This window comes from Amycolatopsis sacchari, assembly GCF_900114035.1.
GTDB lineage: Bacteria > Actinomycetota > Actinomycetes > Mycobacteriales > Pseudonocardiaceae > Amycolatopsis_E > Amycolatopsis_E sacchari.
Genome location: NZ_FORP01000040.1, coordinates 1 through 24,206, shown reverse-complemented (window position 1 = coordinate 24,206; position 24,206 = coordinate 1). Strand labels below are relative to the sequence as shown.

The 24,206-nt window shown below is 69.1% G+C and carries 25 protein-coding genes, 4 tRNA genes and 2 pseudogenes; 10 read left to right on the top strand and 21 right to left on the bottom strand.

Features of this window, described 5'->3' with window-relative positions; genetic code table 11:
* Window positions 1-33 precede the first annotated feature (33 nt).
* Window positions 34-819, top strand: coding sequence for an alpha/beta fold hydrolase (locus BMZ92_RS34910; protein ID WP_091516698.1), 786 nt, complete (start codon window positions 34-36; stop codon window positions 817-819).
* A gap of 181 nt (window positions 820-1,000) precedes the next feature.
* Window positions 1,001-1,501 (top strand): hypothetical protein, encoded by a 501-nt coding sequence (locus BMZ92_RS37160; protein ID WP_143250015.1) that lies wholly within the window; start codon window positions 1,001-1,003, stop codon window positions 1,499-1,501.
* Window positions 1,502-1,772: 271 nt separating this feature from the next.
* On the opposite strand, the pseudogene BMZ92_RS38475 reads toward BMZ92_RS37160, so the two are convergent.
* The 5 genes and pseudogenes from BMZ92_RS38475 to BMZ92_RS34880 form a co-directional block, all read right to left on the bottom strand.
* Window positions 1,773-1,976: pseudogene (locus tag BMZ92_RS38475) on the bottom strand (LLM class flavin-dependent oxidoreductase); the annotation flags it as partial.
* A 14-nt stretch (window positions 1,977-1,990) separates the two neighbouring features.
* Complete coding sequence (locus BMZ92_RS38470; RefSeq protein ID WP_245783434.1) at window positions 1,991-2,245, bottom strand: hypothetical protein; 255 nt, start codon at window positions 2,243-2,245, stop codon at window positions 1,991-1,993.
* A 25-nt stretch (window positions 2,246-2,270) separates the two neighbouring features.
* Window positions 2,271-2,744 (bottom strand): GNAT family N-acetyltransferase, encoded by a 474-nt coding sequence (locus tag BMZ92_RS34895; protein ID WP_091516727.1) that lies wholly within the window; start codon window positions 2,742-2,744, stop codon window positions 2,271-2,273.
* Between the two features lie 100 nt (window positions 2,745-2,844).
* A pseudogene (locus BMZ92_RS34890) lies at window positions 2,845-3,264 on the bottom strand (alpha/beta hydrolase fold domain-containing protein); the annotation flags it as partial.
* A 337-nt stretch (window positions 3,265-3,601) separates the two neighbouring features.
* A complete protein-coding gene (locus BMZ92_RS34880; RefSeq protein ID WP_091516688.1) occupies window positions 3,602-4,501 on the bottom strand; it encodes an NAD-dependent epimerase/dehydratase family protein in 900 nt (299 codons plus the stop codon).
* Window positions 4,502-4,591: 90 nt separating this feature from the next.
* Here BMZ92_RS34880 and BMZ92_RS34875 point away from each other — a divergent pair, with 90 nt between their 5' ends.
* Complete coding sequence (locus BMZ92_RS34875; RefSeq protein ID WP_091516686.1) at window positions 4,592-4,942, top strand: MerR family transcriptional regulator; 351 nt, start codon at window positions 4,592-4,594, stop codon at window positions 4,940-4,942.
* On the opposite strand, the gene BMZ92_RS34870 is transcribed toward BMZ92_RS34875, so the two are convergent.
* Genes BMZ92_RS34870 through BMZ92_RS34855 form a run of 4 tightly spaced genes read right to left on the bottom strand, consistent with a single transcriptional unit; the run spans window position 4,936 to window position 9,243 of the window.
* Window positions 4,936-5,826 carry a LysR substrate-binding domain-containing protein gene (locus BMZ92_RS34870; RefSeq protein ID WP_218153611.1) on the bottom strand — a complete coding sequence of 297 codons (891 nt, stop codon included), beginning with the start codon at window positions 5,824-5,826 and terminating at the stop codon, window positions 4,936-4,938. The genes BMZ92_RS34875 and BMZ92_RS34870 overlap by 7 nt on opposite strands.
* Window positions 5,827-5,831: 5 nt before the next feature.
* The gene (locus tag BMZ92_RS34865) at window positions 5,832-7,181 is read right to left on the bottom strand and encodes an MFS transporter (protein WP_091516684.1); all 1,350 of its coding nucleotides are present in this window, start codon (window positions 7,179-7,181) and stop codon (window positions 5,832-5,834) included.
* Window positions 7,182-7,202: 21 nt separating this feature from the next.
* On the bottom strand, window positions 7,203-7,991 hold the full coding sequence (locus BMZ92_RS34860; RefSeq protein WP_091516681.1) for an enoyl-CoA hydratase-related protein: 789 nt from the start codon (window positions 7,989-7,991) through the stop codon (window positions 7,203-7,205).
* A gap of 43 nt (window positions 7,992-8,034) precedes the next feature.
* A complete protein-coding gene (locus BMZ92_RS34855) occupies window positions 8,035-9,243 on the bottom strand; it encodes a CaiB/BaiF CoA transferase family protein (RefSeq protein WP_091516679.1) in 1,209 nt (402 codons plus the stop codon).
* Between the two features lie 208 nt (window positions 9,244-9,451).
* On the opposite strand from BMZ92_RS34855, the gene BMZ92_RS34850 reads away from it, so the two are divergent.
* Window positions 9,452-10,309, top strand: coding sequence for an oxidoreductase (locus BMZ92_RS34850; RefSeq protein ID WP_091516676.1), 858 nt, complete (start codon window positions 9,452-9,454; stop codon window positions 10,307-10,309).
* 34 nt (window positions 10,310-10,343) lie between these two features.
* On the top strand, window positions 10,344-10,907 hold the full coding sequence (locus tag BMZ92_RS34845) for a TetR family transcriptional regulator (protein WP_091516673.1): 564 nt from the start codon (window positions 10,344-10,346) through the stop codon (window positions 10,905-10,907).
* Window positions 10,908-10,926: 19 nt separating this feature from the next.
* Here the strand turns inward: BMZ92_RS34845 and BMZ92_RS34840 are convergent, their stop codons facing one another.
* Window positions 10,927-12,126: an epoxide hydrolase family protein gene (locus BMZ92_RS34840; protein WP_091516670.1), complete on the bottom strand. Its 1,200-nt coding sequence runs from the start codon at window positions 12,124-12,126 to the stop codon at window positions 10,927-10,929.
* A 428-nt stretch (window positions 12,127-12,554) separates the two neighbouring features.
* Between BMZ92_RS34840 and BMZ92_RS34835 the strand changes: the two genes are divergently transcribed.
* Window positions 12,555-14,465, top strand: coding sequence for a LamG-like jellyroll fold domain-containing protein (locus BMZ92_RS34835; RefSeq protein WP_218153610.1), 1,911 nt, complete (start codon window positions 12,555-12,557; stop codon window positions 14,463-14,465).
* Between the two features lie 211 nt (window positions 14,466-14,676).
* Here the strand turns inward: BMZ92_RS34835 and BMZ92_RS34830 are convergent, their stop codons facing one another.
* The 4 genes from BMZ92_RS34830 to BMZ92_RS34815 form a co-directional block, all read right to left on the bottom strand.
* Window positions 14,677-15,222 carry an endonuclease/exonuclease/phosphatase family protein gene (locus BMZ92_RS34830; RefSeq protein WP_218153609.1) on the bottom strand — a complete coding sequence of 182 codons (546 nt, stop codon included), beginning with the start codon at window positions 15,220-15,222 and terminating at the stop codon, window positions 14,677-14,679.
* A gap of 152 nt (window positions 15,223-15,374) precedes the next feature.
* Complete coding sequence (locus BMZ92_RS34825; protein ID WP_091516665.1) at window positions 15,375-16,085, bottom strand: SDR family oxidoreductase; 711 nt, start codon at window positions 16,083-16,085, stop codon at window positions 15,375-15,377.
* Between the two features lie 13 nt (window positions 16,086-16,098).
* On the bottom strand, window positions 16,099-17,079 hold the full coding sequence (locus BMZ92_RS34820) for an NmrA/HSCARG family protein (RefSeq protein ID WP_091516663.1): 981 nt from the start codon (window positions 17,077-17,079) through the stop codon (window positions 16,099-16,101).
* Window positions 17,080-17,127: 48 nt separating this feature from the next.
* A complete protein-coding gene (locus BMZ92_RS34815; protein ID WP_091516660.1) occupies window positions 17,128-17,763 on the bottom strand; it encodes an NAD(P)-dependent oxidoreductase in 636 nt (211 codons plus the stop codon).
* A gap of 118 nt (window positions 17,764-17,881) precedes the next feature.
* On the opposite strand from BMZ92_RS34815, the gene BMZ92_RS34810 reads away from it, so the two are divergent.
* On the top strand, window positions 17,882-18,268 hold the full coding sequence (locus tag BMZ92_RS34810) for a winged helix-turn-helix transcriptional regulator (RefSeq protein WP_245783432.1): 387 nt from the start codon (window positions 17,882-17,884) through the stop codon (window positions 18,266-18,268).
* A 280-nt stretch (window positions 18,269-18,548) separates the two neighbouring features.
* Here BMZ92_RS34810 and BMZ92_RS34805 read toward each other — a convergent pair whose 3' ends face one another.
* From BMZ92_RS34805 to BMZ92_RS37155, 3 genes are all read right to left on the bottom strand, one after another.
* A complete protein-coding gene (locus BMZ92_RS34805; protein WP_091516655.1) occupies window positions 18,549-19,448 on the bottom strand; it encodes an NADP-dependent oxidoreductase in 900 nt (299 codons plus the stop codon).
* Between the two features lie 34 nt (window positions 19,449-19,482).
* Entirely contained in the window at window positions 19,483-20,388 is a 906-nt protein-coding gene (locus BMZ92_RS34800) for an NmrA/HSCARG family protein (RefSeq protein ID WP_091516653.1), read from the bottom strand.
* A 605-nt stretch (window positions 20,389-20,993) separates the two neighbouring features.
* Window positions 20,994-21,416 carry a hypothetical protein gene (locus BMZ92_RS37155; protein ID WP_143250013.1) on the bottom strand — a complete coding sequence of 141 codons (423 nt, stop codon included), beginning with the start codon at window positions 21,414-21,416 and terminating at the stop codon, window positions 20,994-20,996.
* A 254-nt stretch (window positions 21,417-21,670) separates the two neighbouring features.
* On the opposite strand from BMZ92_RS37155, the gene BMZ92_RS34795 reads away from it, so the two are divergent.
* Together BMZ92_RS34795 and BMZ92_RS34790 are read left to right on the top strand one after the other, a co-directional pair.
* The gene (locus BMZ92_RS34795; RefSeq protein ID WP_091516651.1) at window positions 21,671-21,901 is read left to right on the top strand and encodes a winged helix-turn-helix domain-containing protein; all 231 of its coding nucleotides are present in this window, start codon (window positions 21,671-21,673) and stop codon (window positions 21,899-21,901) included.
* Window positions 21,902-21,907: 6 nt separating this feature from the next.
* Entirely contained in the window at window positions 21,908-22,186 is a 279-nt protein-coding gene (locus BMZ92_RS34790) for a hypothetical protein (RefSeq protein ID WP_091516648.1), read from the top strand.
* Window positions 22,187-22,747: 561 nt separating this feature from the next.
* Here the strand turns inward: BMZ92_RS34790 and BMZ92_RS34780 are convergent.
* The 4 genes from BMZ92_RS34780 to BMZ92_RS34765 form a co-directional block, all read right to left on the bottom strand.
* Window positions 22,748-22,819 (bottom strand) — tRNA-Val (locus BMZ92_RS34780).
* A gap of 1 nt (window position 22,820) precedes the next feature.
* Window positions 22,821-22,891 (bottom strand) — tRNA-Cys (locus BMZ92_RS34775).
* Between the two features lie 25 nt (window positions 22,892-22,916).
* Window positions 22,917-22,989 (bottom strand) — tRNA-Gly (locus tag BMZ92_RS34770).
* Window positions 22,990-23,103: 114 nt separating this feature from the next.
* Window positions 23,104-23,529 (bottom strand): SsgA family sporulation/cell division regulator, encoded by a 426-nt coding sequence (locus BMZ92_RS34765; RefSeq protein ID WP_091516645.1) that lies wholly within the window; start codon window positions 23,527-23,529, stop codon window positions 23,104-23,106.
* 389 nt (window positions 23,530-23,918) lie between these two features.
* On the opposite strand from BMZ92_RS34765, the gene BMZ92_RS34760 reads away from it, so the two are divergent.
* Window positions 23,919-23,990: transfer RNA gene (locus BMZ92_RS34760), tRNA-Val, on the top strand.
* Window positions 23,991-24,206 lie beyond the last annotated feature (216 nt).

Sequence of the window (24,206 nt, the reverse complement as noted above, 5' to 3'; positions counted from 1 at the left end):
CTTAGATACTACCCGTGCGACCGAGAAGGACCCATGACGACTCTCCCCACGACCGGCTCGCTCCGGCCGACCCGCACCGAAACCCGCGCGCTCGGCCCGGTCGAGGTGACCCTCCAGGACCGTGACCGCACCCGCCCGTTCCTGCTCCTGCACGGCGGTGGCGGCGTCACCACGATGGCCGGTTTCGCCGATCTGCTCGCCGAGCGCACCCGTTCGCGGGTGCTGCTGCCCACCCATCCGGGCTTCGGCGGCACACCGAAAGCCGAAAGCCTCACCGACGTCAAGGCGCTGGCACGGACTTACGTCGCGCTGCTGGAGGAGCTCGACCTCACCGACGTCACCGTGATCGGCAACTCCTTCGGGGGCTGGCTGGCCGCCGAAATCGCTTTGCAGAAGAGCCCGCGAGTCAGCGCCGCGGTGATCATCGACGGGATCGGGATCGAGGTCGACGGCCACCCGCCGACCGACGTCAGCGGCCTCTCGCCCGCCGAGCTCCGCGCGCACTCCTTCCACGACCCGAGCAAGGCACCGGTTCCGCCGGGTGGCGGCACCGGACCGAGCCCGGACGTGCGGGCCCTGATCGGTTACACCGGCCCGGCCATGGCGGACCCGGCACTCGCCGGTCGGCTCGGCGCCCTCGACATCCCGGTCCACGTGGTCTGGGGCGAAAGCGACCGCATCGTCGACCCCGACTACGGCAGGGCCTACGCCGTCGCGATCCCGCGGTCGACGTTCACGCTGATCCCCCGCACCGGCCACCTGCCGCAGGTCGAGACACCCGAAGAGTTGCTGGGCGCGCTCCTCGACCTCGTCAACTGAGTGCGCCAGCGTGCCTGAGGTCCATTGTGGAGCATCAGGCGCCTCCGAAACTGGCGCCCGAGAACGACCTCGTGGCGCCCCTCGGCCCGCGACAGCGGTGCCGGACCGTGCCGTCCGGTACCCGTGCTGGCCAGGACCGTCAGCGCGTTGTCCGAGCTGTCCGGCGGGCGGATCGCGCTCGGTGCCGGGGCGGGGGTCTTCGACGGGGAGTTCCACCGGGTCGACGGCCTGGTCCCCGGACGCGTGGAACCCCGGGGGCGGGTACGACTGGCGGAGCCAGTACGTCAGGACGTCCAGGCAGGTCATCGACGAGGCGGCGGACGAGGCGGGACGGGATCCGGCGGCCATCTCGACCATCTACAACGTGGCCGGCCGGATCACCGACGCCCCGCTGGCGATCCGCGACGTCGACGGCAGCCGTGCGGGTGGCTCGGCCGACGAGATGCTGACCTCGCTTCGCCGGCAGTCGGCGAGCACGGCCCCGACCACGCGCAATCCCGACGGCACGTGGGTGGGTGGTTCGGTGTGGCAATGGGTCGACGAGCTCACCACCGCGGTGAACGACTTCGGCGCGGGCGGGTTCGTGTTCTCACCGGTCGCGGACAGCCCGGAGGATGCCGAGCGTGCCCGCGCCCGGTCGGCACGCGAGATCGTGCCCGCGGTGCGCGCCGCCATCGGTTGACGATCCGGCACGCCGGCGCCTGCGCTGGGTCGCCGCGTCGATGCCACTTTCGGCCGGCAGGAAGACGAGATCGTCCGCCCCCAGGTCCTGGAACTCCTGGAGGAGTAGAAGTCGCACCGCCGCCCGTGGTCGTTCGACGTCGCCGAACCCGAAGTAGGCGAGTCCCACGAGCCGTGGCGGACTGGTGCGTCCCGCCGCGGGCCGCGTCGAACACGGAACCCACCATCGCGGCCGGCACCGTCGGACCTGTGACGCCATCGCCTTCTCGCGCGGCCCGCCGCAGCGCCGGCTCGCTCTGTGCGCCGAACAGCAGCGGAATCTGGCGGGTCCCCGCGGGGACCGCCGGATTTTCTCCGCCCGCCACCGGTTCCCCGCGCCAGACACCGCGGTAGGTGCGCAGATCGGCGTCGAGGCGCCGGCCGCGCCCCTCCACCCCGTGCCCGGGGACCACGAAGTCGTCCGGCCGGACTCCCACTCCGATGCCGAGCGTCAGCCGTCCGCCCGACACCGCGTCGATCCGGCGACCTCCTTGGCCAGCAGGGCCGCCGGCCAGCCCGGGGCGATCACGATCCGCTCGGTCACCGCGGCGGCCGCGGCCAGTGCGACGGTGTCGCTGACCGCCGGGTAGGCGAAGCGGCCTGCCGTGCCCAACGAGGCGAAACCGGCCTCTTCGGCCGTGGCTGCCCAGCCCGGGATCTCCCGGGTTCCACCCACCAGGTTGGGCAGCGTGATACCGATCTTCATGCACGTCCTTTCACGTCGGTACCGCTCACGAGAGCTCCTTGCCGAGGCAGAGGATTTCGGGCATGTCCTTGTGCAGGCCGAACTTGGGCATGTCGGTGTAGCCCGCCGACCGGTAGAGCGCGATCGCCGCGGGTTGCCTGACACCGGTCTCCAGCACCACGCGCTTGCGGCCGGCGAGCGCTGCGGTCCGCTCCAGCTCGCGGAGCACCAGTCGCGCGTAGCCGCGGCCACGGGCGTTTTCGGCGACGTACATCCGCTTAATTTCGGCATCGCCGAACTGGAAATCCGGCGCCGGACTGTCGTGTGCCCGCCACGCCCCACTGGCGACGGGCTCGTCGCCGAGGTAGCCGACGAGGAACAGTCCACTGGGGAGGGTGAACTCCGCGGGGTCCATCGGAGTGACGTCTTCGACCGCGTACAGGTCGACGTAGATCTGCTGCAGGGCAGCGGTGAACCTCGTCGCGTCCGGGTGGCCGTAGGGCACCGGGAGGATGGTCAAACCGTCGTCGAAGGGGGGCGCCATGACCGATCACTCCTGTTCTAATCTGAATGTAGCGTTCACTATACTGCCATCGACGGGTGGACGGCCCGCGTGCTGCCTACCGCAGGAGGCGAGCGATGTGGGCGCGGGTCGTTTTCGCCTCGGGGACCGGCAACAACATCCAGTCGTGCACCATGCCGGCGGTCTCTTCAACGGTCACCTGCGTGCCGGGGGCGTCCCGGGCGAGGTGGGCGTCCGGGTTCAGGAGATCTCTGGTGCCGGTGAAGATGGTGATCGCGCCGAGGTGGTCCACCCGGGCCCGAACGGGGCTGACCAGTCCGCTGTCGGGCCCGTCTGGGCCCGCGTAACTTGCGGCGAGAGCGCGGATGTGGTCGAGCTTCAGCAGCGGATCGCGGGGGGCGATGCGGGCGCTTTCCGGGTTGGCGAACGTGAGGTCGAACGTCGGGGACAGCAGCACTGTCGTATCGGCTGCGGGGGCCTTTTCGGGAAGGGCGACAAGCATGTTCAAGGCCGTTGTGGCTCCCGACGAGTGCCGTTGGCGCCTCGCCTGCGATCGCCATCCACAGGTCCGTGAGCACGGGGGTGACGTCCCGGTGGGTGACTGCTGGAACGAGCGGGAAGATCGGTACGACGAAGGTCCGCGAGGTGCGGACGGCGAGGTTCCAGTGCCTGGCCTGGATTTCCGCTGCCCACGCCCCGCCGTGCAGGTACAGGGCTTGCTTCCCGGAGGGCGTCTCCGGCGCGAGCGTGAACACCGGCCAGTCGCGGAACGTGCTCCGCGTGATGGTCACCCTCTTCTCGGGCACGCAGGACCGTCATGGCGCCGGCGAGCAGCCGGCTCCGCAGGCTCGGGCTCATTTCGCGGCGGCCTCGGCGTAGGACCCGGAACGGACGTCGTCGATGAGCGATCGCGGCGCGGGACTCCAGCCGAAGGTGTCGCGGGCCTTGGCCGCATCGAGACGGCTCGTCGTCGTCAGGATGCGGGCAGCCGGCCCGAAGTTCTGTTCCGCGACCTCGAGCGGCACGGACGCCACCGGCTTCCCGGTCAGGTCTCCGATCGCTCCGGCGAGCGCCCGGAACGTGAACGGCACGGTGCCGGCGACGTTGTAGACGCCGGAGACCGGGCGTTCGATCGCCGCGACGTACAGGTCGGCGAGGTCGTCGACGTGGACGGGGGTCCACGCGTTCTCCCCGTGTCCGACGTAGATCGACGTGCCGGTGTGCTGGGCGGACTGGATCAGTCCCGTCACGACCGGGGAACCACCGCGGCCGAAGACCAGCCCGGCGCGGAACACGATGCCGGAGATGCCCGCCTCGCCGCGGACGATGCGTTCGGCCGCGACCTTCACCGGCTGCGCGCTGACCTCCGGCAGAACAGCGTCCTCCGACGTGTCCCGGTCGTCCTCGAACCCGTAGACCAGCGCGGTGCTGGTGAAGATGAACGGCTTCGGGACAGTCCCGGATGCGGCGCCGGCGACCAGTGCCTTGACCGCGGCCAGCTCCACCGCTGCCGATTCGTCGGTCATCGCGTAGTCGACCGCTGCGTGAACGACGGCATCGGCGGCCGCCGCGGCGCCTTCCAGGACGGCGGTGTCGCTGAGCGATCCGGCTACGGGTGTGGCACCCGCCTCGTGCAGGCGGGTGGCGCCGGCGTCCGAGCGGGCAAGGCCTGCGACGTCGTGTCCGGCCTTGACGAGGTGCTCGACGAGGACGGTGCCGAGATAGCCCGTCCCGCCGGTGATGAAGACCTTCATGGTGATTCCGTTCGTAAGCGGTTTCGCGGTGGAAACACCACGCTAAACTCTTACACCGGTGTCAAAGTCAAGTGGAAGCGAGCGTCAGGCATGAAGATCGGCGAGCTGAGCCGGGCTTCCGGGGCGAGTCCGAGATCCCTGCGGTACTACGAGGAACTCGGCTTGATCTCGTCCGTCCGGCAGCCCAACGGGTACCGCGACTACGACGAGCAGACGGTGGCAGTGGTCTCGACCATCAAGTCACTGCTTGACCTGGGGTTCCCCATGACGCTGATCGAACGCGTCCTGCCGTGCACGGGTGACGCCGGTCCGCTCGAAGGGGAGTGCTCCGGGATCATGGCCCGGGTGGCGGAGATCCGCGACGAGATGGAGGACAAGGCGCGCCGGCTCCTCGAGACCCGCGATGCCCTCACCGCGTTCCTGCGGAACAACGGTCAGTGAGCGATGACGGAAACCAGCCAAGTGCGGAACGCGACCACCGCGGGGGACTGCGGCCGGTCCGCGCGCCACACGAAGTAGTAGGTGAACCGCCCGCGGTCGAGGGTGAAGTCGAAGGGGGCCACGAGGGAGCCGTCCGCCAGCTCCTTCTCGACGAGAGCTTTTTGGGCGATCGCGACGCCGTGTCCTTCGATCGCGGCCTGGTAGGCCAGCAGCGAGGTCTCGTACTTCATTCCACTGTGGGCGGTGACTGTGGACAGTCCCGCCGCCTCGAGCCACAGCGCCCAGTCGTCGATCCGCGCCAGCGAGTGGAGCAGCGTCGCCTCCGCGGTCCGGGCCGGCTCGCTGAGCGTGGCTGCCAGCCGCGGAGCGGCCACGGGTACCAGCTCGTTCGGGATGAGCCGCTGGCTGGACAGCTGTGGCCAGTCGCAGTCACCGAGCTGGATGCCGGCGTCGATGTCTTCCCGGTCGAGGTCGATCGGTGCGGGTGAGGTGGTCAGCTGGACGTCGATCTCGGGGTGGGCGCGGTGGAAACCGGCGAACCGGGGGATCAGCCAGCGCACCGCGAAGGTGGCGGGGGACCGGATTTTGAGCGTGGTGCCCGGAACCCCGCCGCGGACCGCTTCGGTGGCCTTCTCCAAGGCGGCGAACAGCGGCGTGATGTCGGCCAGGTACCGCGAGCCCGCCGCGGTCAGCTCCAGGCCGCCGTGCACCCGGTGGAACAGGGCCACGCCCAGGTAGCGTTCGAGAGCACGCACCTGGCGGCTGACCGCGGCGGGGGTCACCGAAAGCTCGGCGGCCGCCTTCGAAATGCTCAGCAGCCGCCCGGTCGTCGCGAACACCCGCGTGGGGTTCAGCGGCGGCAGGGGATCGCGGCGGGCGGTCACGCTCATCAGCGTAATGCGCCACCGGTCGTCCGCGAGGACACCGGCGCCTCGCTCCGGCCGGCCGCCGTGGCACGGGCCCGCTCCGACCGGATGCCCCAGAACAGGGTGACGGCCAGGCAGGGGAGCAGTGAGGCGATCGAGTACCCGACCCCCGCCAGCTGGTTCCCGGTCGCGGAGACCAGGGACAGGCTGATCAACGGCAGGAAGCCGCCGAAGAGGATGTTCCCGAGCTGCTGGGCGAAACCGAACCCCGTCGTGCGGCTCTGGGGCGGGAACTGCTCGGTGATGAACGCCGGCAGCGGTGCCATCACCATCGCGGTCAGGACCGCCAGCACGGTGATGGGCGCCGTGACCGCCGGCCACGACGAGGACCCGGCGGCCGCGCGGATACCGGCGAACGCCGGGTAGGCGGCGAGCACCCACAGGAGGATGCCGAGCAGCATCACCCGGGAACGGCCGATGCGGTCGGACAGGGCCCCGAACAGCGGGTAACACGGTGCCGCGAGGACGATCGCGATCGCGAGGCACAGGTTGGTGTGGGTTTCGTCGACCTTGAGCACGGTCTGCAGGAAGTAGAGCATGTAGACGATCGAGGTGTAGAGCGTCACCGAGGTGCCGCCCTGCGCGCCGAAAGTGCCCAGCAGGATGGCTTTCCACGACTTCCAGGTGCGGACCGTGTCCAGCAGCGGCGACTTCGCCAGCTGCCCCGAGTTCCGCAGGTCCGTGAACACGGGGGTCTCGCTCATCCGCAGCCGGACCAGGGTCGCGACGAGCACGATCGGCGCGGACAGCAGGAACGGGATCCGCCAGCCCCAGCCCGCGAAGGCCGCGGGGGTGAGGGTCACCTTGAGCAGGGAGACCAGCACCAGCGCGATGAGCAGCCCGACGCTCGCGGTGCTCTGCAGGACGCTGGTGTAGCGCCCGCGCCGTCCGCGCGGAGCGTGCTCGGTGACGTAGACGACCGCGGAGCCGTACTCCCCGCCGAGCCCGACGCCCTGGACGACGCGCAGGAACAGCAGCGCGGCCGGGGCGAAGCTGCCTGCCGCGGCGTAGGTGGGCAGGCAGCCGATGGCGACCGTCGCGCCCCCCATGACGCCGAGGGTCACCACGAACGTCTTCTTCCGCCCGATGCGGTCGGCCATCGGGCTGAAGATGACCGTGCCCAGTGGACGGGCCAGATAGGACACCCCGAAGGTGGCGGCGGCGAGCAGCGTCGCGACGACCGGGTCACCCGCGGGCAGGAACAGCTGGGTGAGCGTGCCGGTGAGCGCGACGTAGGCGAAGAAGTCGTAGTACTCGAGCACCGTGCCGATGCTGGAGGCTCCCACGATCCTCGTGATCCCCGGGTTCTTCATGGCATCTCCTCGTCGAGACGGCTAGCGTCGGTTCTCCAGGAACTGCTTGACGGTGGTGCGGTGTTCGTCGCCGGACAGCAGGATCGCCTGCATCGCGGCCGCCAGCTCCAGTGCGGACGGCAGCCCGGACTCCGCCGACTCCCGCACGAGCCGCTTGGCCATGCGCAGCGCGTGGGGCGGCTGGGCGGCGATCGTGCGCGCCAGGTCCGCGGCTTCGGCCGCCAGCCGGTCGTCGTCGACGACGCGCGAGACGATTCGCAGCTCAGCGGCGGTTTCGGCGGAGATGAACTCGCTGGTCAGCGTGAGTTCCATGGCCTTGGCGAGGCCGACGACCCTGGTGAGGAACCACGCGCCGCCGATCCCGGACACGAGGCCGAGCCGCAGGAAGCTCTCGGCGAACCGGGCGGACCGCGCGGCGATGCGCACGTCGCACATCAGGGCGAGGTCGAACCCCGCGCCGACGGCGGCACCGTTGACCGCGGCGACCGACGGGACCTCCAGGTTCCGCAGCGCGTGCGTGATCCGGTGCAGTCCGAGGCGCAGCCGGTCCTGGATGTCGGTGGTCGTCCCGGCCATCAGGTCGGCGCCCCGCGCCATGTCCTTGACGTTGCCGCCGGTGCAGAAGTGCCGTCCCGAGGACCGCAGCAGCACGCAGTGCGCGTCCGGTGTGTTCCCGGCGTCCTCGAGCGCTCCGGCCAGCGCGTCCGTCATGGCGAGGTCGAGGGCGTTCCCGGTCTCCGGGGCGTCAAGGGTGATCGTGAGGACACCGTCGGCGAGATCGGTTGTCACGAGGGGGTTTTCGTCGTTCATCGGCTGTCCGTTCCCTTGTCGGCGAAGGTGGGGCGGCGGTCGTTCACGCGATCACCTCGGTTCGCGTCGTCGGGCCGGCGCTGATCACACCCCGGTCGGCAAGGCGGGCGATCTCGGCTCCGGACAGCCCGTACTCGGCGAGGACGGCCGCCGAGTGCTGGCCCGGCAGCGGCGCGGGCCGGTCCGGCGCACCGTCCGGCTGGGACGGTCCCAGCACGAAGCCCGGCATCCGCACCGGTCCCGCCGTCGTTTCGACCCCGCTCGCGCGGTACTCCTCGGACTCGACGACCTCCCGGTACCCGGCCACGGGGGCACACAGGATGTCTTGGGAAGCAAGGATTTCCAGCCACGACCTCGTCGTGCGCCGGGCGAACAGGCGGCTCAGCTCGGCCCGCAGCTCCGGCCGGTGGGCGACGCGGTCGGCGTTGGTGGCGAAGCGGGGATCGGCCGTCAGGTGGGGGGCTTCCAGTGCCCGGCACAGCGCGGCCCACCGCTTGGGGTCGTACGCGGCGACCATGATCCAGCCGTCGGCCGTGGGCAGCGCCTCGTTCGGCGCGGCGTAGGGCGCGGCGCTGCCCAGCCGCTCCGGTTCGGCGGCCGAGGTCAGGAACGACGCGAAACTGGTCTGCTGCAGCATGATCGTCGCGTTGTACAGGCTGACGTCGAGGTGCTGGCCGGGTTTGCCGTCGCGGACCTCGCGCAGGGCCGCCAGGACCGCGATCGACGCGAGGTAGCCGGTCACCATGTCGGCCACCGGGATCTGCACCTTCGCCGGCCCGGAACCCGGGTGGCCCAGCGTGCTCATCAGCCCGGTGACGGCCTGGATGACCCCGTCGACCCCGGGCCGGTCGCGGGCCGGGCTCTCCTGGCCGAAGGCCGAGATCGAGCAGTAGACGAGCGCGGGGTTGGCGACGGCGAGCGTGTCGTGGTCGAGTCCGAGCCCGCGCATCACCCCGGGCCGGAAACTCTCGACCAGTACGTCCGCCCGCGACACCATCCGGCGCACGATCCGCCTGCCCTCGGGCGTTTTCAGGTCGATGGCGAGACTGCGTTTGTTCCGGTTGACGCTCAGGGAGATGACGCTCTGGCCGCCGAGCCACGGTGGGCCCACCCGGCGCCCGATCTCGCCGGCGGGCGGCTCGACCTTCACGACGTCCGCGCCGAGGTCGGCCAGCGTCATCGTGCAGACGGGCCCGGCCACGACGTGGGTGAAGTCGAGCACGCGAATCCCGCGCAGGCTTTCTCGGAACATGTCCCCGCATTTCTTCGTCGGTGTTCTTCCGGCAGGAAACCCGAATGGGTGCGATCAGATTAAGGAGGTGTTTCCGCGGAGGGCAAACAACACTTTGTGCGGGCACCTTTGACTATTTGTTCAAGCCGGCGCGGCGGGCCGGGGGCTGGCGCGGACGAGAGGTCTGACACAGTGTCGAGTTTTTTCGACGTCGTGTAGAGTCTGGGGCATGACCAAGCGAACTTTCCTGATCACCGGTGCCAGCAGCGGCCTCGGCCGCGCCTTCGCGGAGGGTGCGCTGGCAGCTGGTCACACCGTCGTGGGCACCGTGCGCAAGACCGGAGACCTCGAGCGGTTCGAGGCGCTCGCACCCGGCCGCGCCCACGCGCGGCAGCTCGACGTGACCGACGACGAGGCCGTCTTCGCCGTGGTGGACGAGGTCGAGCGCACCGTCGGCCCGGTCGACGTGCTGATCGCGAACGCGGGGTACGGGCACGAGGGCGTGTTCGAGGAATCCCCGATGGGCGAGCTGCGCGCGCAGTTCGACGCCAACGTGTTCGGGGTGGCGGCCACCGTCCACGCGGTGCTGCCGGGCATGCGGAAGCGGCGTTCGGGGCACATCTTCGCGGTCAGTTCGATGGGCGGGCTGATGACCGTGCCCGGGCTGGCGTACTACTGCGGCAGCAAGTACGCGGTGGTGGGCATGATGGAGACCGTGGCCAAGGAGGTCGCGGGGTTCGGGGTGCGGGTGACGATCATCGAGCCCGGTTCCTTCCGGACGGACTGGGCGGGCCGGTCGATGGTCCGCAGCGACCGGTCGATCCCGGACTACGACGAGCTGTTCGAACCGATCCGGGCGGCCCGGCTCGCCGCGAGCGGTAACCAGCTGGGCAACCCGGCCAAGGCCGCCGAAGCCGTGCTGAAGGTGGTCGAGGCGGAAAAGCCGCCGGTGCACCTCGTGCTCGGTTCGGACGCGTTGCGGCTCGTGGCGGCAGGCCGCGCCGCGGTGACCGCGGACATCGAGGCGTGGGAAGAGCTTTCGCGGTCCACCGACTTCCCGGACGGGCACCAGATCGCGTCGAACTGACCGCCGGCGTTCGGCGCCACCGTCCAAAGGGGACCTGCGCGAGCTGAAGATCCTCGAAGTACTCGAGGAACTGCTGGCCGTGAAGAGTTTCGACGCGCTCACGACAAGCGACATCGCCGAGCGCGCCGGGTTCTCCCGCGCGTCGATGTACTTCTACTTCAGCTCCAAGCAGGAGGCGCTCGTCGCCCTCTTCGCCAGGACCGTGGAGGCGCTGCGCGAGAAGTCGCGCGCGGCGGCCGACGACCCCGCGGCTCCCCGGGACGCGATCGCGACAGCCGTGGCGCGCACCCGCGACCGCTGGCGCGAGCACGGCCTGATCATGCGCGTCGCCCTCGACCAGTCCTCGAACATCCCCGAGATCGGGACATTGTGGACGGAGACCGCGGAGATCTTCATCGACGCCATCACGGCGATCCTGGTGCGCGCCGGCGTCGCGTCGCACGACGGACCTGACGGCGCACGCGCCCTCGCGCACGCCGTGTGCTGGATGATCGAGCGCACGTTCTACCGGGCGTCGGCGATTTCTCCCGAGGCGCTCGACCAGGCGGCGGAGACCTGCCGGGTGGTGTGGTCGCGGGTGGCGGGCATCGAGGCCTGACCGGCGCGCGCCACCCCGGTTACCGCAGTGCCCGGAACCCGGCACGCACCTCGGTGGCGAACAGCGCCGGTTCCTGCCAGGCGGCGAAGTGGTTGCCCCGGTCGACCTCGTTGTAGTAGACGAGCTTGGGATAGGCCCGGTCGGCCCAGCTGCGCGGAACCCGGTAGATCTCGTTCGGGAAGACACTCACGGCGGCCGGCACGGACACGCCCTTGACGTCGAAGAAGCCGGCCGACAGCCCCGTGTTCGTCAGCCAGGTGAAGGTGATGTTGTCCAGGACCTCGTCGCGGGTCAGGCCGCCGACGGGGCGCCCGGCGAAGGCCTCGGCGATGTCCCGGTAGCTGGACGCGTCGTGGTTGAGCATCCACGCCGCCAGGGCGACGGGCGAATCGGCCAGGCCGTACATCGTCTGCGGCCGCGTCCCCATCTGCACCCCGTACCCGACCCCGTCCTCGAAGAAGAACTTCAGCTGCTCGAAGGTGCGGTTCTCCTCCTCGGACAACCCGGTCGGCGGCGGCCCGGCCGCCCCCAGCACGTCCCGTGCCAGGTAGGTCCAGACGTCCGCGGGGACCGCGCCGGCCATGTTGGTGTGGATGCCGAGCAGTCCCGGAGGCGCCTGCACCCCCATCAGGTCGGTGATGATCGCGCCCCAGTCACCGCCCTGCGCGACGTACCGCGGGTAGCCGAGGCGGTGCATCAGGACGTCCCAGGCGCGGGCGATCCGCTCGGGGCCCCAGCCGGGTTCCCGCGGTTTGCCGGAGTACCCGTATCCCGGGATCGAGGGGATGACGACGTCGAACGCGTCCGCCGCGGTCCCGCCGTGCGCGGTGGGGTCGACCAGCGGGTCGATGATCTTCAGCAGCTCGATGACGGAACCCGGCCACCCGTGCGTCACGATGATCGGCAACGCGTTCTCGTGCGGCGAGCGGACGTGGATGAAGTGGATGTCGAGCCCGTCGATCTCGGTGACGAAGTTGGGCAGGGCACCCAGCCGCGTCTCGCACCTGCGCAGGTCGTAGTCCGCCGCCCAGTAGCGGGCCAGTTCCTGCATCACCGCCAGCTGCACGCCCTGCGAGAAGTCGGGGACGAGCTCCGCGTCGGGCCACCGGGTGGTCGTGATGCGGGTGCGCAACGCCTCCAGTTCCGCGTCGGCGGCGACCGGGACGGAGAACGGCTGGACCGCGGAGGTGTCGGCACGGGGGCCGGTCGTGGCGGACATCGGGGGTCTCCTCGGGTCGGGTACGCGCCCGGTCGCGCGTCGGACAGAGCGGGACGTACCGCGGCGACCCGGGTGAGGCGGAAGTCCGCGACGATTTCCGCTCGCCGGCGGTACCGCCTCACCCTCTCCCCGCCGCGGGCGTTGCGCCCCCGTGGGAGTCCCTGGCGCACTCACTGGCCGGCACCCTGGGGTGTGGCGTAGTCGTCTTCGGGTGTGAGCGGGCCGCCGTGCGGGATGCGCGCGACGACGTCGACTCGCGCCGGCGGGAATCGTGCCGCACAAAAAGGCGTTTCTACCGATTCGCCGAACTTCCGCCGGTGCCGGTAAGGCAGTGGCTCACCGCCGGTCATCTCGCGTTTGCCGTGGCTCAAGGGAGCGTGCCTAGCGTCGGGGTGATCTTCCCGGAAGAAACCTGGATGGGGTGGAGCATGCCTGAAAAACTCGGGCCGAACCGGCGGTCGTTCCTGCGCAACGCGGGGCTCGCCGGTGTCGGGGCGACCGCGCTGAGCACGCTGGGGGCCGTCGCGCCTGCCGAAGCGAACGAGGACGCCAGACCCTCGGGCCGGTGGAATCCCGACACCGAGAGCAAACAGTTCACGCTCGCCGTGATGCCGGACACGCAGTACCTGTACTGGGGCAGCCAGAACAGCATCAACCCGGAACCGCAGGAAGCGTCGTTCCGGTACGTCATCGCGAACAGCGGCACGCCGAACAACAACATCGTGTTCATGGCCCACCTCGGTGACCTCACGCAGGACGGCGACGCGACGTCGTTCCAAGCGGTCGACAAGGCGTTCAAGGTCGTCGACAACGCGAACGTGGCCTACAGCGTGCTGGCGGGCAACCACGACGTGTCCGGCGACGACACGCGCGGCACCACGCCGTACCTGCAGACGATGGGCCCGCAGCGGTTCAAGCGGCAGAAGTCGTTCCTGGGCTCCGACGCGAGCGGCTACAACACCGCGCACGTCTTCCGGGCGGCCGGCCGCGAGTGGCTGCTGCTCGCACTGGACTGGCGCACCTCGGCAGCGGGCTTCGCGTGGGCGAACCAGGTCATCAAGGCCCACAGGAACATGCCGGTGATCCTCACCTGCCACGAGATCGTCGCACCGACCTACGGTGACGAGGTCTACCCGTACGAGTCCGGCGACCCCGAGAACAATGCCGTGCTCAGCGACTACGGGCAGACCGTGTGGGACGAGCTGATCAAGGACAACGACCAGATCTTCCTGACGCTCAACGGCCACTACTGGCCCTCGGGACGCACGACCAAGAAGAACTCCGCGGGCAACGACGTCCACCTGCACATCACGAACTACCAGAACCGCTACATGAGCGGCGGCGGCATGCTGCGCCTGTACCACTTCGACCTCGACCGCAACACCATCGACGTCGAGACGATCTCGCCGTGGATCCTGGAGAAGGACCCGGCCGAGCGCAATCGCCTGGAGGTGCTCGAAGCGCGCCTGACGACCTCCGTCGACCGGTTCGCGGTGCCGGTCGACTTCGAGAAACGCTTCGCCGGCTTCATCCCCGTCCCGGTGCGCCCGGCGCGGCCGGCGAGCAAGGTCCTCGTGCCGGGCACGCTCGCGTACTGGCGCTTCGACGGCGGCGGCAAGGACGGCAGCCCGTTCACCGCGAGCCAGCGAGTGCGTGACCTTTCGGGCCACGGCAACGACCTCACGCTGCTGTCGGTGCCCGGTTCCGCCGCCGACGCGCTCACCTGGTCCGCCGACCACCACCCCGACCAGCCCGGCCACGCGAGCTTGCGCTTCGTGGGTGGCAAGAACCCACTGCACGGCGCGTACCTCACGACCGCTTCGCGCGCGCCGCTGAACACCGAGACGTTCAAGAGCGGCTACACCATCGAGGCGTTCGTGAAGATCCCGCGCGATTGGGACTCGGGCAACAACGGGAACATGCCGGTCCTGTCGCGCTGGGGCGAGGCCGGCAACGCCGGCAAGTACGGCAAGAACACCGACCCGAAGGAGCCGGTGGCCCAGCTCATGACCACGAACAACGGCCGCGAGGTGCAGTTCAACTGCTACCCGCTCAACCAGACCTACCCGACCACGAACTGGAGCCACGGCTTGGCCGAGGACCAGTGGTGGCACATCGCGGTCGTCAACGACGGGCACCACACCAAGCTGTACGTGGAAAGCGCGCTGGTCGCCGACAACCCGTCGACCGATTCGATCGGCATCACCTCGCTCGGGCTGACGTGGCTGCTCGGCGGCCACGAGTACGGCGGCGCGATCGACAACGTGTTCCACGGCTGGATCGGTGACGTCCGGATCGTCAACCGGGCGCTGCGCCTGGAAGAGTTCCTGACGAAGTGACGCGGGGCCGGGCGGGTCTTCGTACCCGCCCGGCGTACGCCGTGGCGCGTCAGGCGAGCTGGGTCAGCAGCCCGGCCAAGACCCGTTGTTCCGAAGGTCGATACCGTCCAGCGGTGAGTGGTGAAGAAACGCCCCCGGCTTGGCTGATGCGGCAAGGTCCAGAACCGGGAAAGGACGAAGAAGTGTGGCTCGCGGGGTCTGAGGCCGATACCTATGGCAGGTCGAACGTCGCGGCGACCGGACTGTGGTCCGAACCGGATTCGCCCGTGTGCTGGTGGGGGTCGTCGGTGACCGATGGCAGGGCCTGGTTGATGGTGCGGACGGTGGGCAGGGGCTTGACCAGTTGGTGGCTGACGAGGATGTGGTCGATGAGTTCCTTGCGGCCGCGGTAGATCCGGGAGTACCGCTGGTCGCCAGGGATGAATGGCGCGAGGTTCCAGAGACGCCACGCATCGCCCTGGTCGGGGTGGTCGAAACCGCCGGTGCCGATCTCGGAACCGGGCGGCCCGCTCAGGATCTGGGTCGTGGCGGCCGTGGGCTCGTCGTTGAGGTCGCCAAGCACGATGAGTCGGGCGTCGGGCTGGGCGCGGAGGTGGGCCGTCGCGAGTTCTCGCACGGCGGTGGCCTCGGCGGCGCGGCGGTACAACGCGTAGGCGCCGGACACGGCTCGGTGCCACGTGCCGCCGACCCGGCTGGCGAGATCGTCGAGAGCCTCGGGGTCGCCGAGTTCCTGCACGGCCAGGACGGCCGATGCCATCTCGGTGATGGTGTGGCGTCGTAGGACGGCTGGTCTTTCGGGCCGTCTCCGCCGGGGAGGAACAGGTTCTCCAAATTCCAGGTCGCGATGGTGAAAGCCGCAGGACGAGGACTTGTCGCGCGGCGCGGGGCGGCCCGGACTGACCGCATCGCTCAGAACAGCCCTCCGCCCACCCCCAACGTCTGGCCGGTGACCCACGATCCGGCAGGTGACACGAGAAAGCTCACGACGTCCGCGATGTCCCCCGGCTCACCGATGCGGCCCAACGGGGTCTGTGCGGCGATCAGGCCGGGATCGACAGTCAGCATGTCGGTCCTGGTCGGACCCGGCAACACACTGTTGACGGTGATACCGCGGGGTCCGAGCTCTCTGGCTGCCATCCGCACGAGGGCGTCCCCTGCGGCCTTGGTGGCGGAATAGGGGCCCGAGCCGGGATTCAGGGCTACCACCGATCCGCTGGAGATGATGACGATCCTGCCTCCGTCGCGCATCCGGCGGGCGGACTCGCGAAGGCCGATGAAGGTGGCCCTGGCGTTCGTCCTCCAAAGCAGGTCGAAGTCCGCATCCGACATCTCGGCGATGGGGGCGAGCGCGGTAGCGGCCGCGTTGCCGACGAAGACGTCGAGCCGCCCGAAGTGTTCTTCCGTTGCTCTGAAAAGGTCCCGCAGACCCTCTGGAGCCCCGATGTCCGCTTGGACCGCGATTGCTTTCCGCCCCGCCGATTCGACCTCCAGGACGACCTCTCGGGCGGCTTCGGCGTTGGATCGATGGTTCACCACGACGTCGAAGCCGTCGACGGCGAGTTTTCGTGCTATGGCACGGCCGATGCCGCGCGCGCTTCCGGTGATGAGGGCGACGGCCACGGGTTCTCCCCGGTCAGAGAGCGGACTTCAGCAGTTCGCGGTGCTCGACCAGCCAGTCCTCGAGCGTGCGCAGCCGCGGGTTCAGCGCCCGGACGACGTCGAGACTTCTGTTGCCGACGTAGGAATCGGCGGCCTCGGTGAAGAACTGGAACATGTTCCCGAGTTCTCGGGCCTCCGGGAATCCCGCGTTGCGCAGCTCGTCGTGGGTCAGCGGTCGATAGACGACCGGTTCGCCGAGCACCTTGGCGAAGAGCTCGGCCATCTGCTCGCCGGTGGCGTGGGTGCCCGCCAGCCCCACGGTGCGTCCGATGAACCGGCCGCCGGCGCGGAAGATCCCCAGAGCGGTGCGGCCGATGTCTTCGGCAGCCACGAGCGCCATCGTGCTGTCTCCCATCGGGATGGTCAACGTGGCTCGGCCGTCCGGATCGCGGCGAGGGCTCAGGCCCGCGTAGATGAACATCTCGTAGAAGAACGAGGTTTCCAGGAACGTCGTCGGCACTCCGTGGGAGACGAAGGACGCATTCGCCTCGTTCTTGGCGTCGAGGTGCGGCACCTTGTACCCGTCGCCGAGGGTCGGAACATCGCTGCCGAGGAACTTGAAATGCGGACGGGTGTCTTCCAAAGTCGACCACACGACGTGCTTGAGCCCGGCGGCCTCGGCGGCGCGTGCCGCGTTCTCCGCTTGGTCCCGCTCCATCCGCGCGCGACTGCGAAGCGCTTCCTGTTCCTCGGTCAGTTCCTCGCGGAAGTTGGTGACGACGAACGCGCCATAGGCACCGTCGAAGGCCGCCCGCAGGCTCGTCTCGTCGTCGAGATCCGCCTGAACGACCTCGGCGCCGCGCGCGGCGAACTCCTTCGCTTTCACCGAGCCGGGGTTACGCGTCAGCGCCCGCACCGCGAACGGTCCGTTCCAGTCGTCCAGAAGGGCGCGCACCAGCCCGCCACCCTGAGCGCCCGTAGCTCCCACCACTGCGATGATCTTCTTTTCGGTCACAATAAGTCCTTCGTGAATCAATTTAACATACGGTTTTGACGAGGATCATCAGTAGCCGACAGCGAGCCAGGTGCGATGAGTTTTCGGGGAGTCGATCTCATCGGCGAAGGCGATCGCATAATCTTCCACGCCGAGTGTCGATCGCCCGTCCTCATCGGTGACCTGCGCGGTGGAACTCGTGCGATAGAGACCGGTTCGGACCCCGGGCTGATGCGGCCCGAATTCCGCCGCGGGAACGAGATAGAACCAATCGAGGTGTTCCGGTGCCGACCTGAGGAGGTCGAGGGTCCGCTGATGCGCCTGGGCGCGGGGGATGAGCCAGGCCGGAAATCCCGGTGTGCCGGCCTGGGGTGGACCACCCTCGACCAGCGGTAGCACTGCCGAACCACCGACGACTCCGAGCCGCGCGCCGACTGCTTCGGCGGCGCTTAGCAACACCGCCGAACTCACATCGAGCGCGTTGCTGCCGGTGCAGGCCGGAAGTGCCGACACCAGCACGTTCGCGCCGGCGGTAACCTCTTGGAGGAAGCCGCGATCGTGCACGCTTCCGGAGACTGCGACCACTCCGCTCGGAACGTCCGTGCCGGGATGCCGCGAAACGGCGATCACCTCATGCCGGCGCGAGTTCAGTTCGCGGACGAGAGCGCTGCCGACAAACCCCACGCCGAACACGGTTATTTTCATCGTTGCCTCAGACTTTCCGTGGCGACAACCGCCTTGAACCAACTTGAACTATCGTGGGGTTGGGTTCGGTACGAGGTCAATGAGGCACATTCGTGTGCCTGGTATCATGGAGGTAACCGTGAGTGCTGCTCACAGCCCCGCCGGCGCCGAGACATGTGACGTGCGCGAGGCCTTGGACCTCATAACCGACAAATGGTCCCTTTACATCATTTCCAATCTCGGTGGCGGTCCTCGTCGCTTCAATGAGCTCAAGCGCGTTGTGAGCGGCGTTACTCAACGCATGCTCACCGTCAGCCTGCGTCGTCTCGAGCGCGACGGCGTCATCATCCGCACCGTCCACGAGCTGATGCCGCCCCGCGTCAGCTATCGGCTCACGCCTCTGGGTTCCAGCTTGCTCCAAGCCGCGGCCCCGCTCATCGCGTGGAGCAGCAGCCACATCTCCGACATCGCCGATGCTCGCGCGTCTTATGACCGCGACTCGAGTCGCTCCGTTGACATCGCTTGACGGGCACCACGTCACCGCGCTCGTGTTCGCCGCGTACAGTCGCCCAGGGGGAATTGGGCTTCCCGCGCCAGTGCCTCACCGGAGCCGCTTTCGATGACGGCACCCCGCGTATCGTTCCGCGAGTTCGTCGAGTCGCGGCTCGCCTCGGCCACCCTCGCCGCCGCAGCGGCCCATGCGGCGGTTCGGCGACGACATCGGCCTGGCCCGCCGGCACGTGGACGACGTGCTGGCGCTGCAGGACGACTTGGTGGTCAGCTGCCGCGGCAGCTGGGGCGCTGACCTACGGCCGCAGGACGAGCTTCCCGGCGGCGTGACCGCTCGCGCTCAGCTCCTGCGCCTTCGCGGCGTCCTCCAGCGGAAGGCTCTGCGCGATGCGCACCGTGAGCTTGCCGTCGGCTGCGAGGCGGGTGTACTCGCCGAGGCGGGAACCGAACGGGGCGCCGGGTCCGGAGAAGGTGACGCCGAGCTCGGCGGCCTTCTGATCGGCGATGGTGATGATCCGGTCGGTGCCGCCAAGCAGGTCGATCGACACCTCCAGGTCGCCCGCCCCCGCGGCGTCGTACACGGCGTCGATTCCCTCCGGTGCGGCCTCGCGGACCCGGTCGGCGAGGCCGGCGCCGTAGGCGACCGGGATCGCGCCCAGCGAACGCAGGTAGTCGTGGTTGCCGGGGGAGGCGGTGCCGATGACCGTGGCGCCGCGGGTGACCGCGAGCTGAACACCGACGGCGCCGGTCACACCCGCGGCTCCGTGGAGCAGCAGCGTGTCGCCTTCCCCGACGCCGAGGGCGTCGAGCACGCGGACGGAGGTTTCGACGGCGACGGGTAGTGCGGCGGCGAGGTCCCAGTCGAGGTCCGCGGGCTTCGGGCCGAAGTCGACGGCCAGCGCGTGCTCGGCGTACGCGCCGGTGACGGTCCAGCCCAGGACCTCGTCACCCACCGCGACGCCGGTCACGCCTGCGCCGACCTCGTCGACGACGCCGGCCGCCTCCACGCCGGGGATCACCGGGAACCGCGGCGCCAGCTGCGGCCGCCACCCGTTGCGGATCTTGGAGTCGAGCGGGTTGACCCCTGCCGCCACGACCTTCAGCCGCACCTGCCCGGGTCCGGCGTGCGGATCGTCGACCTCTTCGAGGCGAAGGACTTCCGGGCCGCCGAACTCGGTGTAGGTGATCGCCTTCATGTCTGCTCCAGTGCTCGTCGCTCTAGGTGAAAAATCATTTGTGGCCGGGACCGGCGGGCGTGGCCCAGCCGGTCGACCGGATCCACCCGGTCAGGTCGAGGGTGGCCGGCTCGATCGCCCGCACCGCCCCGAGATCCGACGGGTGTTCCCCCGCCTTCGCGAACTGGCGGAACATCGCCCTGTCGAGTTCGCTGGGAAGCACGCTCAACGGGAGAGCCTCGTACCGTGCCGGGAGCCCGGCGCGCGCGCCGAACGCCGCGGCGATCTGAGGGCCCGTCAGCTCGTCGCCAACCAGCTCGACGGCTTCGCCGGGTGTCTCCGCGGTGTCGAGCAGGAGCGCGGCGGCGACCCGGCCGACGTCCCTGACCGAGATCATCTTCAGGGGGACGTCCTCCGGCAGCGGCAGCCTCAGCACGATCTCCCCGTGCTCCAGGCTCGGTGCCATCTCCTCCATGAAGGGGGTCGGGCGAACCATCGTGGCCCTGAGGCCGGACTTCCTCAGGTACTCCTCAATCCAGTGCTTCGAGTCGTGGTGCGGCACACCCCGCTCCCGGTCCGCGCCGAAGACCGAGTTGAACACGACGTGCGGGACGCGTGCCTCGACCGCCGCGTCGACGAGCGCGGTACCGATGCGGATCTCCGTCTCGACCTCTTCGAGGTTGCTCGCCTCCGGGGTCATGAAGTAGAACGCCTCGACCGCCGTCAGCGCGGCGGCCAGCGATGCCGGGTCGTCGGTCCGGATGGCCGCCAGCTCGACGCCGCGGGCGGCCAGCGCCCGAGCCCGGTCGGACCGCGGGTCGCGGACCAGGGCCCGCACCGTGGCCTTGTGGTCCAGCAGCGCGTCGACCACCGCCCCGCCCTGTCGCCCCGTCGCGCCGAAGACCGCGATCGTGCCGGTCGTCGCGGGCGCGGCGTCCTCGAACTTGATCTGTTGTGACATGTCTCCACGATGCGGCTGCGGCGCCAGGCTCACCACCGGTATCACGCCAGGTTCTCCCGATAACCCGCCAGGGTCGGGTAGTCGCGATCGGCCGGACACCGGGGGCTATCGCTCGTCGGCTCGGTCCTCCCGCGGCTCCCACGGGTGAGAGGTTGGCGGGGTAGCCGTAGTTCCGGTTCGAGACGCGTCAACAGGAGTGGACACAGAACGGGACCTATCTGACCCGGGACCAAGTCGCTGCCGGTATCGCATGCCGGGGATGCGGACACCCGATCAACGACGGCTGGGGGCCGGGGTGCCGCCGATCAAGATGACCGCTGAGCAGCGCGCTGACTACGACGTCGCCGACGCGGAATACCGGGCCCAGCACGGTGACTGCCGTTCGCACCGCTGGTCAGTGGGCAACTCACGGATGATGCTCTGCGGCTACTGCTGTCCGCCACCGCCGGTCGATCCGGCTGCTCATGAGAGAACGCGGGCGATTCCACGCAGCGGCTCGAAGCCACGGCCGGAAGACTTGGACATGTGGCGGTTGGTGTCCACCTGCGGGCACATTGTGGAGAGGACTCAGCATCGCTCGAACGAGCGGTGGACCGGGATGACGGCTACGTGCGGCGAGTGCGGGCAGATTCGCGGGATCGTGGAGACGGAGAGGCTGCCTGCCGATGAGATGCGGCGGCGCGCTGACGTCGAGCGTGTTCGGCGTCCGGCTTCTCCAGCGCGGCCAGTTGCTGGTGCTGTCGGAACGCGCTGTCAGCCGGTCGATGGTCGCCGATGTCGTTAACCAAGTCGGCCACCCGGCACTCATACAGTTCCGCCAGTCTCCCCAACACCTCGAGCGAGGGCGCGTGCCCGGTTTCGGCGGGCCAGAGCTCCCAGTAGGAGAAGTTCTTGAACGTCTTCGGGTCGGCAGGCCAACGTTCGTTCCATCGATCGGCGGCGTCGCGCTGACTCCAGCCCCGCACCAGCCGCAACGCCGTGCGCATGTTGACGTGGTAGCGATGGGTGAACACCTCGGCGATCTCCACCCAGGTCTTGGCTTCAGCCCGCAGTTCACTGGTCGCCTGCGTCTACTTCGGACCATGGCTCCTGATCTGGCTGGGGTGGCTGACGCGCCGCTGGCTAGCGGAGCGCCGTATTCGCCGCGAGCGCGTGCCGGTGGCCGTCCTCATCGCTCGCGTCGAGAAGGAACGGGCTGCTCAGGTCACGCATCCTCTGCGCCCCAACCGAACCAGCCTGCCGCCCGGTTGGTCCTGGCCGAGCCGCGACCCCGTACGAGGAGATGGCCAGGCATCTGGCCTCCCGCATGGAGTCCGGTGACCTGGCCCCGAACACGCCGTTGCCGTCAGAACGTCGGCTGGCGCAGGAATACGGCGTTTCGCTGGGTACAGCCCGTCACGCCACTCGGCTCCTGCGCTTTCGTGGCCTGATGATCACCGTGCGCTCCAAGGGGACGTATGTCGCCGACCGACAGCACTGGCCGCGTCCCACTACCGCCGCAGAAGACGTCTGAACCACCGTGAACGACGCTCACCACCGCACCGACCTCGATACCCGCCTCGACCACGCCATCGAGGCGGCAACCGCGGACCTCCTCCGGCACCAGCACAACGACGAGCGCGCCGTGGATGACCTCGTCGTGGGCCGTCGCCTCCTGGAGATGGCCGTTGACTTGCTTTCCCAGGCCCCGGATCTTGAGCTGACGGAGCTGGACGGGGCCTTCAAGGGCCGTTGTCGCTGCCACCCTGGATCGGCCTGCCGCACCGCCGCGTACGCGTGCTTCGCCTCGGCCCCCTGACGCTCACCGTCACCACCCACGTCGAGGGAAGAAGGGGCGGACGAAAACCCCGGCGGGAACGCGGTGGGTTCCACTGCCTCCGAGTATCGCGGTGCTGTACGAGGAGCTGCTGGACAGTCACCGGCATCCGTTCGTGGTGTGCACGCCCGAGGGGAAGCCGTGGCGGCGAGCAGACTTCCGGCAGCGGTTCTGGCCGCCCGCTTGGGACGGGTGAACCCGGATGACCCGTGTTCGGAAGATCACATTCCGGCGATCCTGCCCTGGTTCACGTTCCACGAGGGTCGCCGCGGTGGCGCGGCGGGCGCGGCTGGGGCAGAAGAGGAAGGGGATCAGCCGGATCTACGATCATGTGACGCCGGTCATGCAGCAGATTCTGCGAGCCCTGGAAGCGCGGTGGTAGTCGTCGATCGCGGCCTTGACGCCGGGAGAGCGGGCGAAGCTGTTCGGCTGGTTCCCGTGGCTCGCTTCAGGCTGTGACGCGAAGCCTCTCGAAACGCCGCAGTCAACCTGCCAGAACCGGTCATGATCACCGCCAGACCACTGACCTGGGGAAAGAGTGAGTGCGCGATACTGGGATCGAACCAGTGACCTCTACCGTGTCAAGGTAGCGCTCTCCCGCTGAGCTAATCGCGCGAGGTGGAGACGGGATTCGAACCCGTGTACACGGCTTTGCAGGCCGTTGCCTCGCCTCTCGGCCACTCCACCGTACGGGCCCGAGTGGGCTCCTCCGAGCGGACGACGGGATTCGAACCCGCGACCCTCACCTTGGCAAGGTGATGCGCTACCAGCTGCGCTACGTCCGCGTTACCTGCGACCCGGGAGCTCCCGGCCCCCGTCGTCGTGGTGTGGCAAAACCATATCCGACCCCGGAAACCGCGATCACAGGGGGGTACCCATTGTGATCGCGGTGGCTCTGATCAGCCCATATCGTTCGGGATCAGGTGGGTGAGCGCGTCGTCGACGTCGACCCACAGGTGCTCGTTGCCCGGGAGCACCACGTCGTAGGTCCGGTCGAGGAAGTCGGCCAGCTCCTGCGCCGACGCCTCGAACATGGCGTGCCCCGAGGGCGAGTTCAGCTCGATCAGCACCGACTCCGGGTCCTCCACCGAGGGGCGGATCCTCACGTCGCCGTCACCCGCTTCGGCGAGCAGGCCGTCGGCCAGCAGATCGCGCGCGTAGACCCATTCGACCCAGCCGGCCCGGCCGGTGCGGAAGGCGGCGACGACCGCGTACGGGTCGCGGGTGTCGTAGCGCAGCTCCACCTTGACCGGCACCGCCGGAGTGCGCGGCGCCAGCAGGTCGAACACCGCCGTCGAGCGGAGCGTCACGTGATCGTTACGCATGGTCTTACCTTTCGTCTCCCTCCACGGCCCGCCCGGCCGGGGTACTGCTGATGGGACGCACCAGCACGCCGGATCGCTCTCTGTCTGACGCTTAATCACCCAGATGAGTTCACCGGCCGCGTGGCCCATCTTCACCCGTCCCCGAGCAGGCCCGGTGTCCGGCCTCGTGATCGTCCACCGCGTACATACTGCTCGGTTTCCCTGCCGGACGACAGCGCCGTGTCACCAACGTTGCAGGTGACACGGGCAGCGACCGGGCGAACACAGTGCTTGCCACCACTCGGTTGTTCGCTCCGTACCCGCTCGTGCGCGCAGGGTTGGCCCCTAAAGACCACCCGTTTGCCAGAGCCGATCCGGGGTGCGCTAGAGTTCCTTCTCGTACCGCACGGGGGCGATTAGCTCAGCGGGAGAGCGCTTCGTTCACACCGAAGAGGTCACTGGTTCGATCCCAGTATCGCCCACCGGTTATTTTAGCTGTTCAGACGGCCTGTCGACGACCATCGTCGGCGGGCCGTCGGCGTTTGCGGGGAGCAGATGGGGAGCACGGCGTGCTGACCACTTCCGCGAATCCGAAGAGGTCACGCCGCCCTACCTTTCAGGGATGTCCGCGGTCCGCGAGGATCGGCGGATGCAGGTGGAGCGGGTATGGCTTTCATGCCTGCTGCCGGTGATGGTTC

Coding starts and splice junctions, on each gene's coding strand:
- BMZ92_RS34910 (WP_091516698.1), top strand. CDS start 34: ATGACGACTCTCCCCACGACCGGCTCGCTCCGGCCGACCCGCACCGAA.
- BMZ92_RS38470 (WP_245783434.1), bottom strand. CDS start 2,245: ATGAAGATCGGTATCACGCTGCCCAACCTGGTGGGTGGAACCCGGGAG.
- BMZ92_RS34880 (WP_091516688.1), bottom strand. CDS start 4,501: ATGAAGGTCTTCATCACCGGCGGGACGGGCTATCTCGGCACCGTCCTC.
- BMZ92_RS34875 (WP_091516686.1), top strand. CDS start 4,592: ATGAAGATCGGCGAGCTGAGCCGGGCTTCCGGGGCGAGTCCGAGATCC.
- BMZ92_RS34865 (WP_091516684.1), bottom strand. CDS start 7,181: ATGAAGAACCCGGGGATCACGAGGATCGTGGGAGCCTCCAGCATCGGC.
- BMZ92_RS34860 (WP_091516681.1), bottom strand. CDS start 7,991: ATGAACGACGAAAACCCCCTCGTGACAACCGATCTCGCCGACGGTGTC.
- BMZ92_RS34855 (WP_091516679.1), bottom strand. CDS start 9,243: ATGTTCCGAGAAAGCCTGCGCGGGATTCGCGTGCTCGACTTCACCCAC.
- BMZ92_RS34850 (WP_091516676.1), top strand. CDS start 9,452: ATGACCAAGCGAACTTTCCTGATCACCGGTGCCAGCAGCGGCCTCGGC.
- BMZ92_RS34840 (WP_091516670.1), bottom strand. CDS start 12,126: ATGTCCGCCACGACCGGCCCCCGTGCCGACACCTCCGCGGTCCAGCCG.
- BMZ92_RS34835 (WP_218153610.1), top strand. CDS start 12,555: ATGCCTGAAAAACTCGGGCCGAACCGGCGGTCGTTCCTGCGCAACGCG.
- BMZ92_RS34830 (WP_218153609.1), bottom strand. CDS start 15,222: ATGGCATCGGCCGTCCTGGCCGTGCAGGAACTCGGCGACCCCGAGGCT.
- BMZ92_RS34815 (WP_091516660.1), bottom strand. CDS start 17,763: ATGAAAATAACCGTGTTCGGCGTGGGGTTTGTCGGCAGCGCTCTCGTC.
- BMZ92_RS34805 (WP_091516655.1), bottom strand. CDS start 19,448: ATGAAGGCGATCACCTACACCGAGTTCGGCGGCCCGGAAGTCCTTCGC.
- BMZ92_RS34800 (WP_091516653.1), bottom strand. CDS start 20,388: ATGTCACAACAGATCAAGTTCGAGGACGCCGCGCCCGCGACGACCGGC.
- BMZ92_RS34795 (WP_091516651.1), top strand. CDS start 21,671: ATGGCCAGGCATCTGGCCTCCCGCATGGAGTCCGGTGACCTGGCCCCG.
- BMZ92_RS34765 (WP_091516645.1), bottom strand. CDS start 23,529: ATGCGTAACGATCACGTGACGCTCCGCTCGACGGCGGTGTTCGACCTG.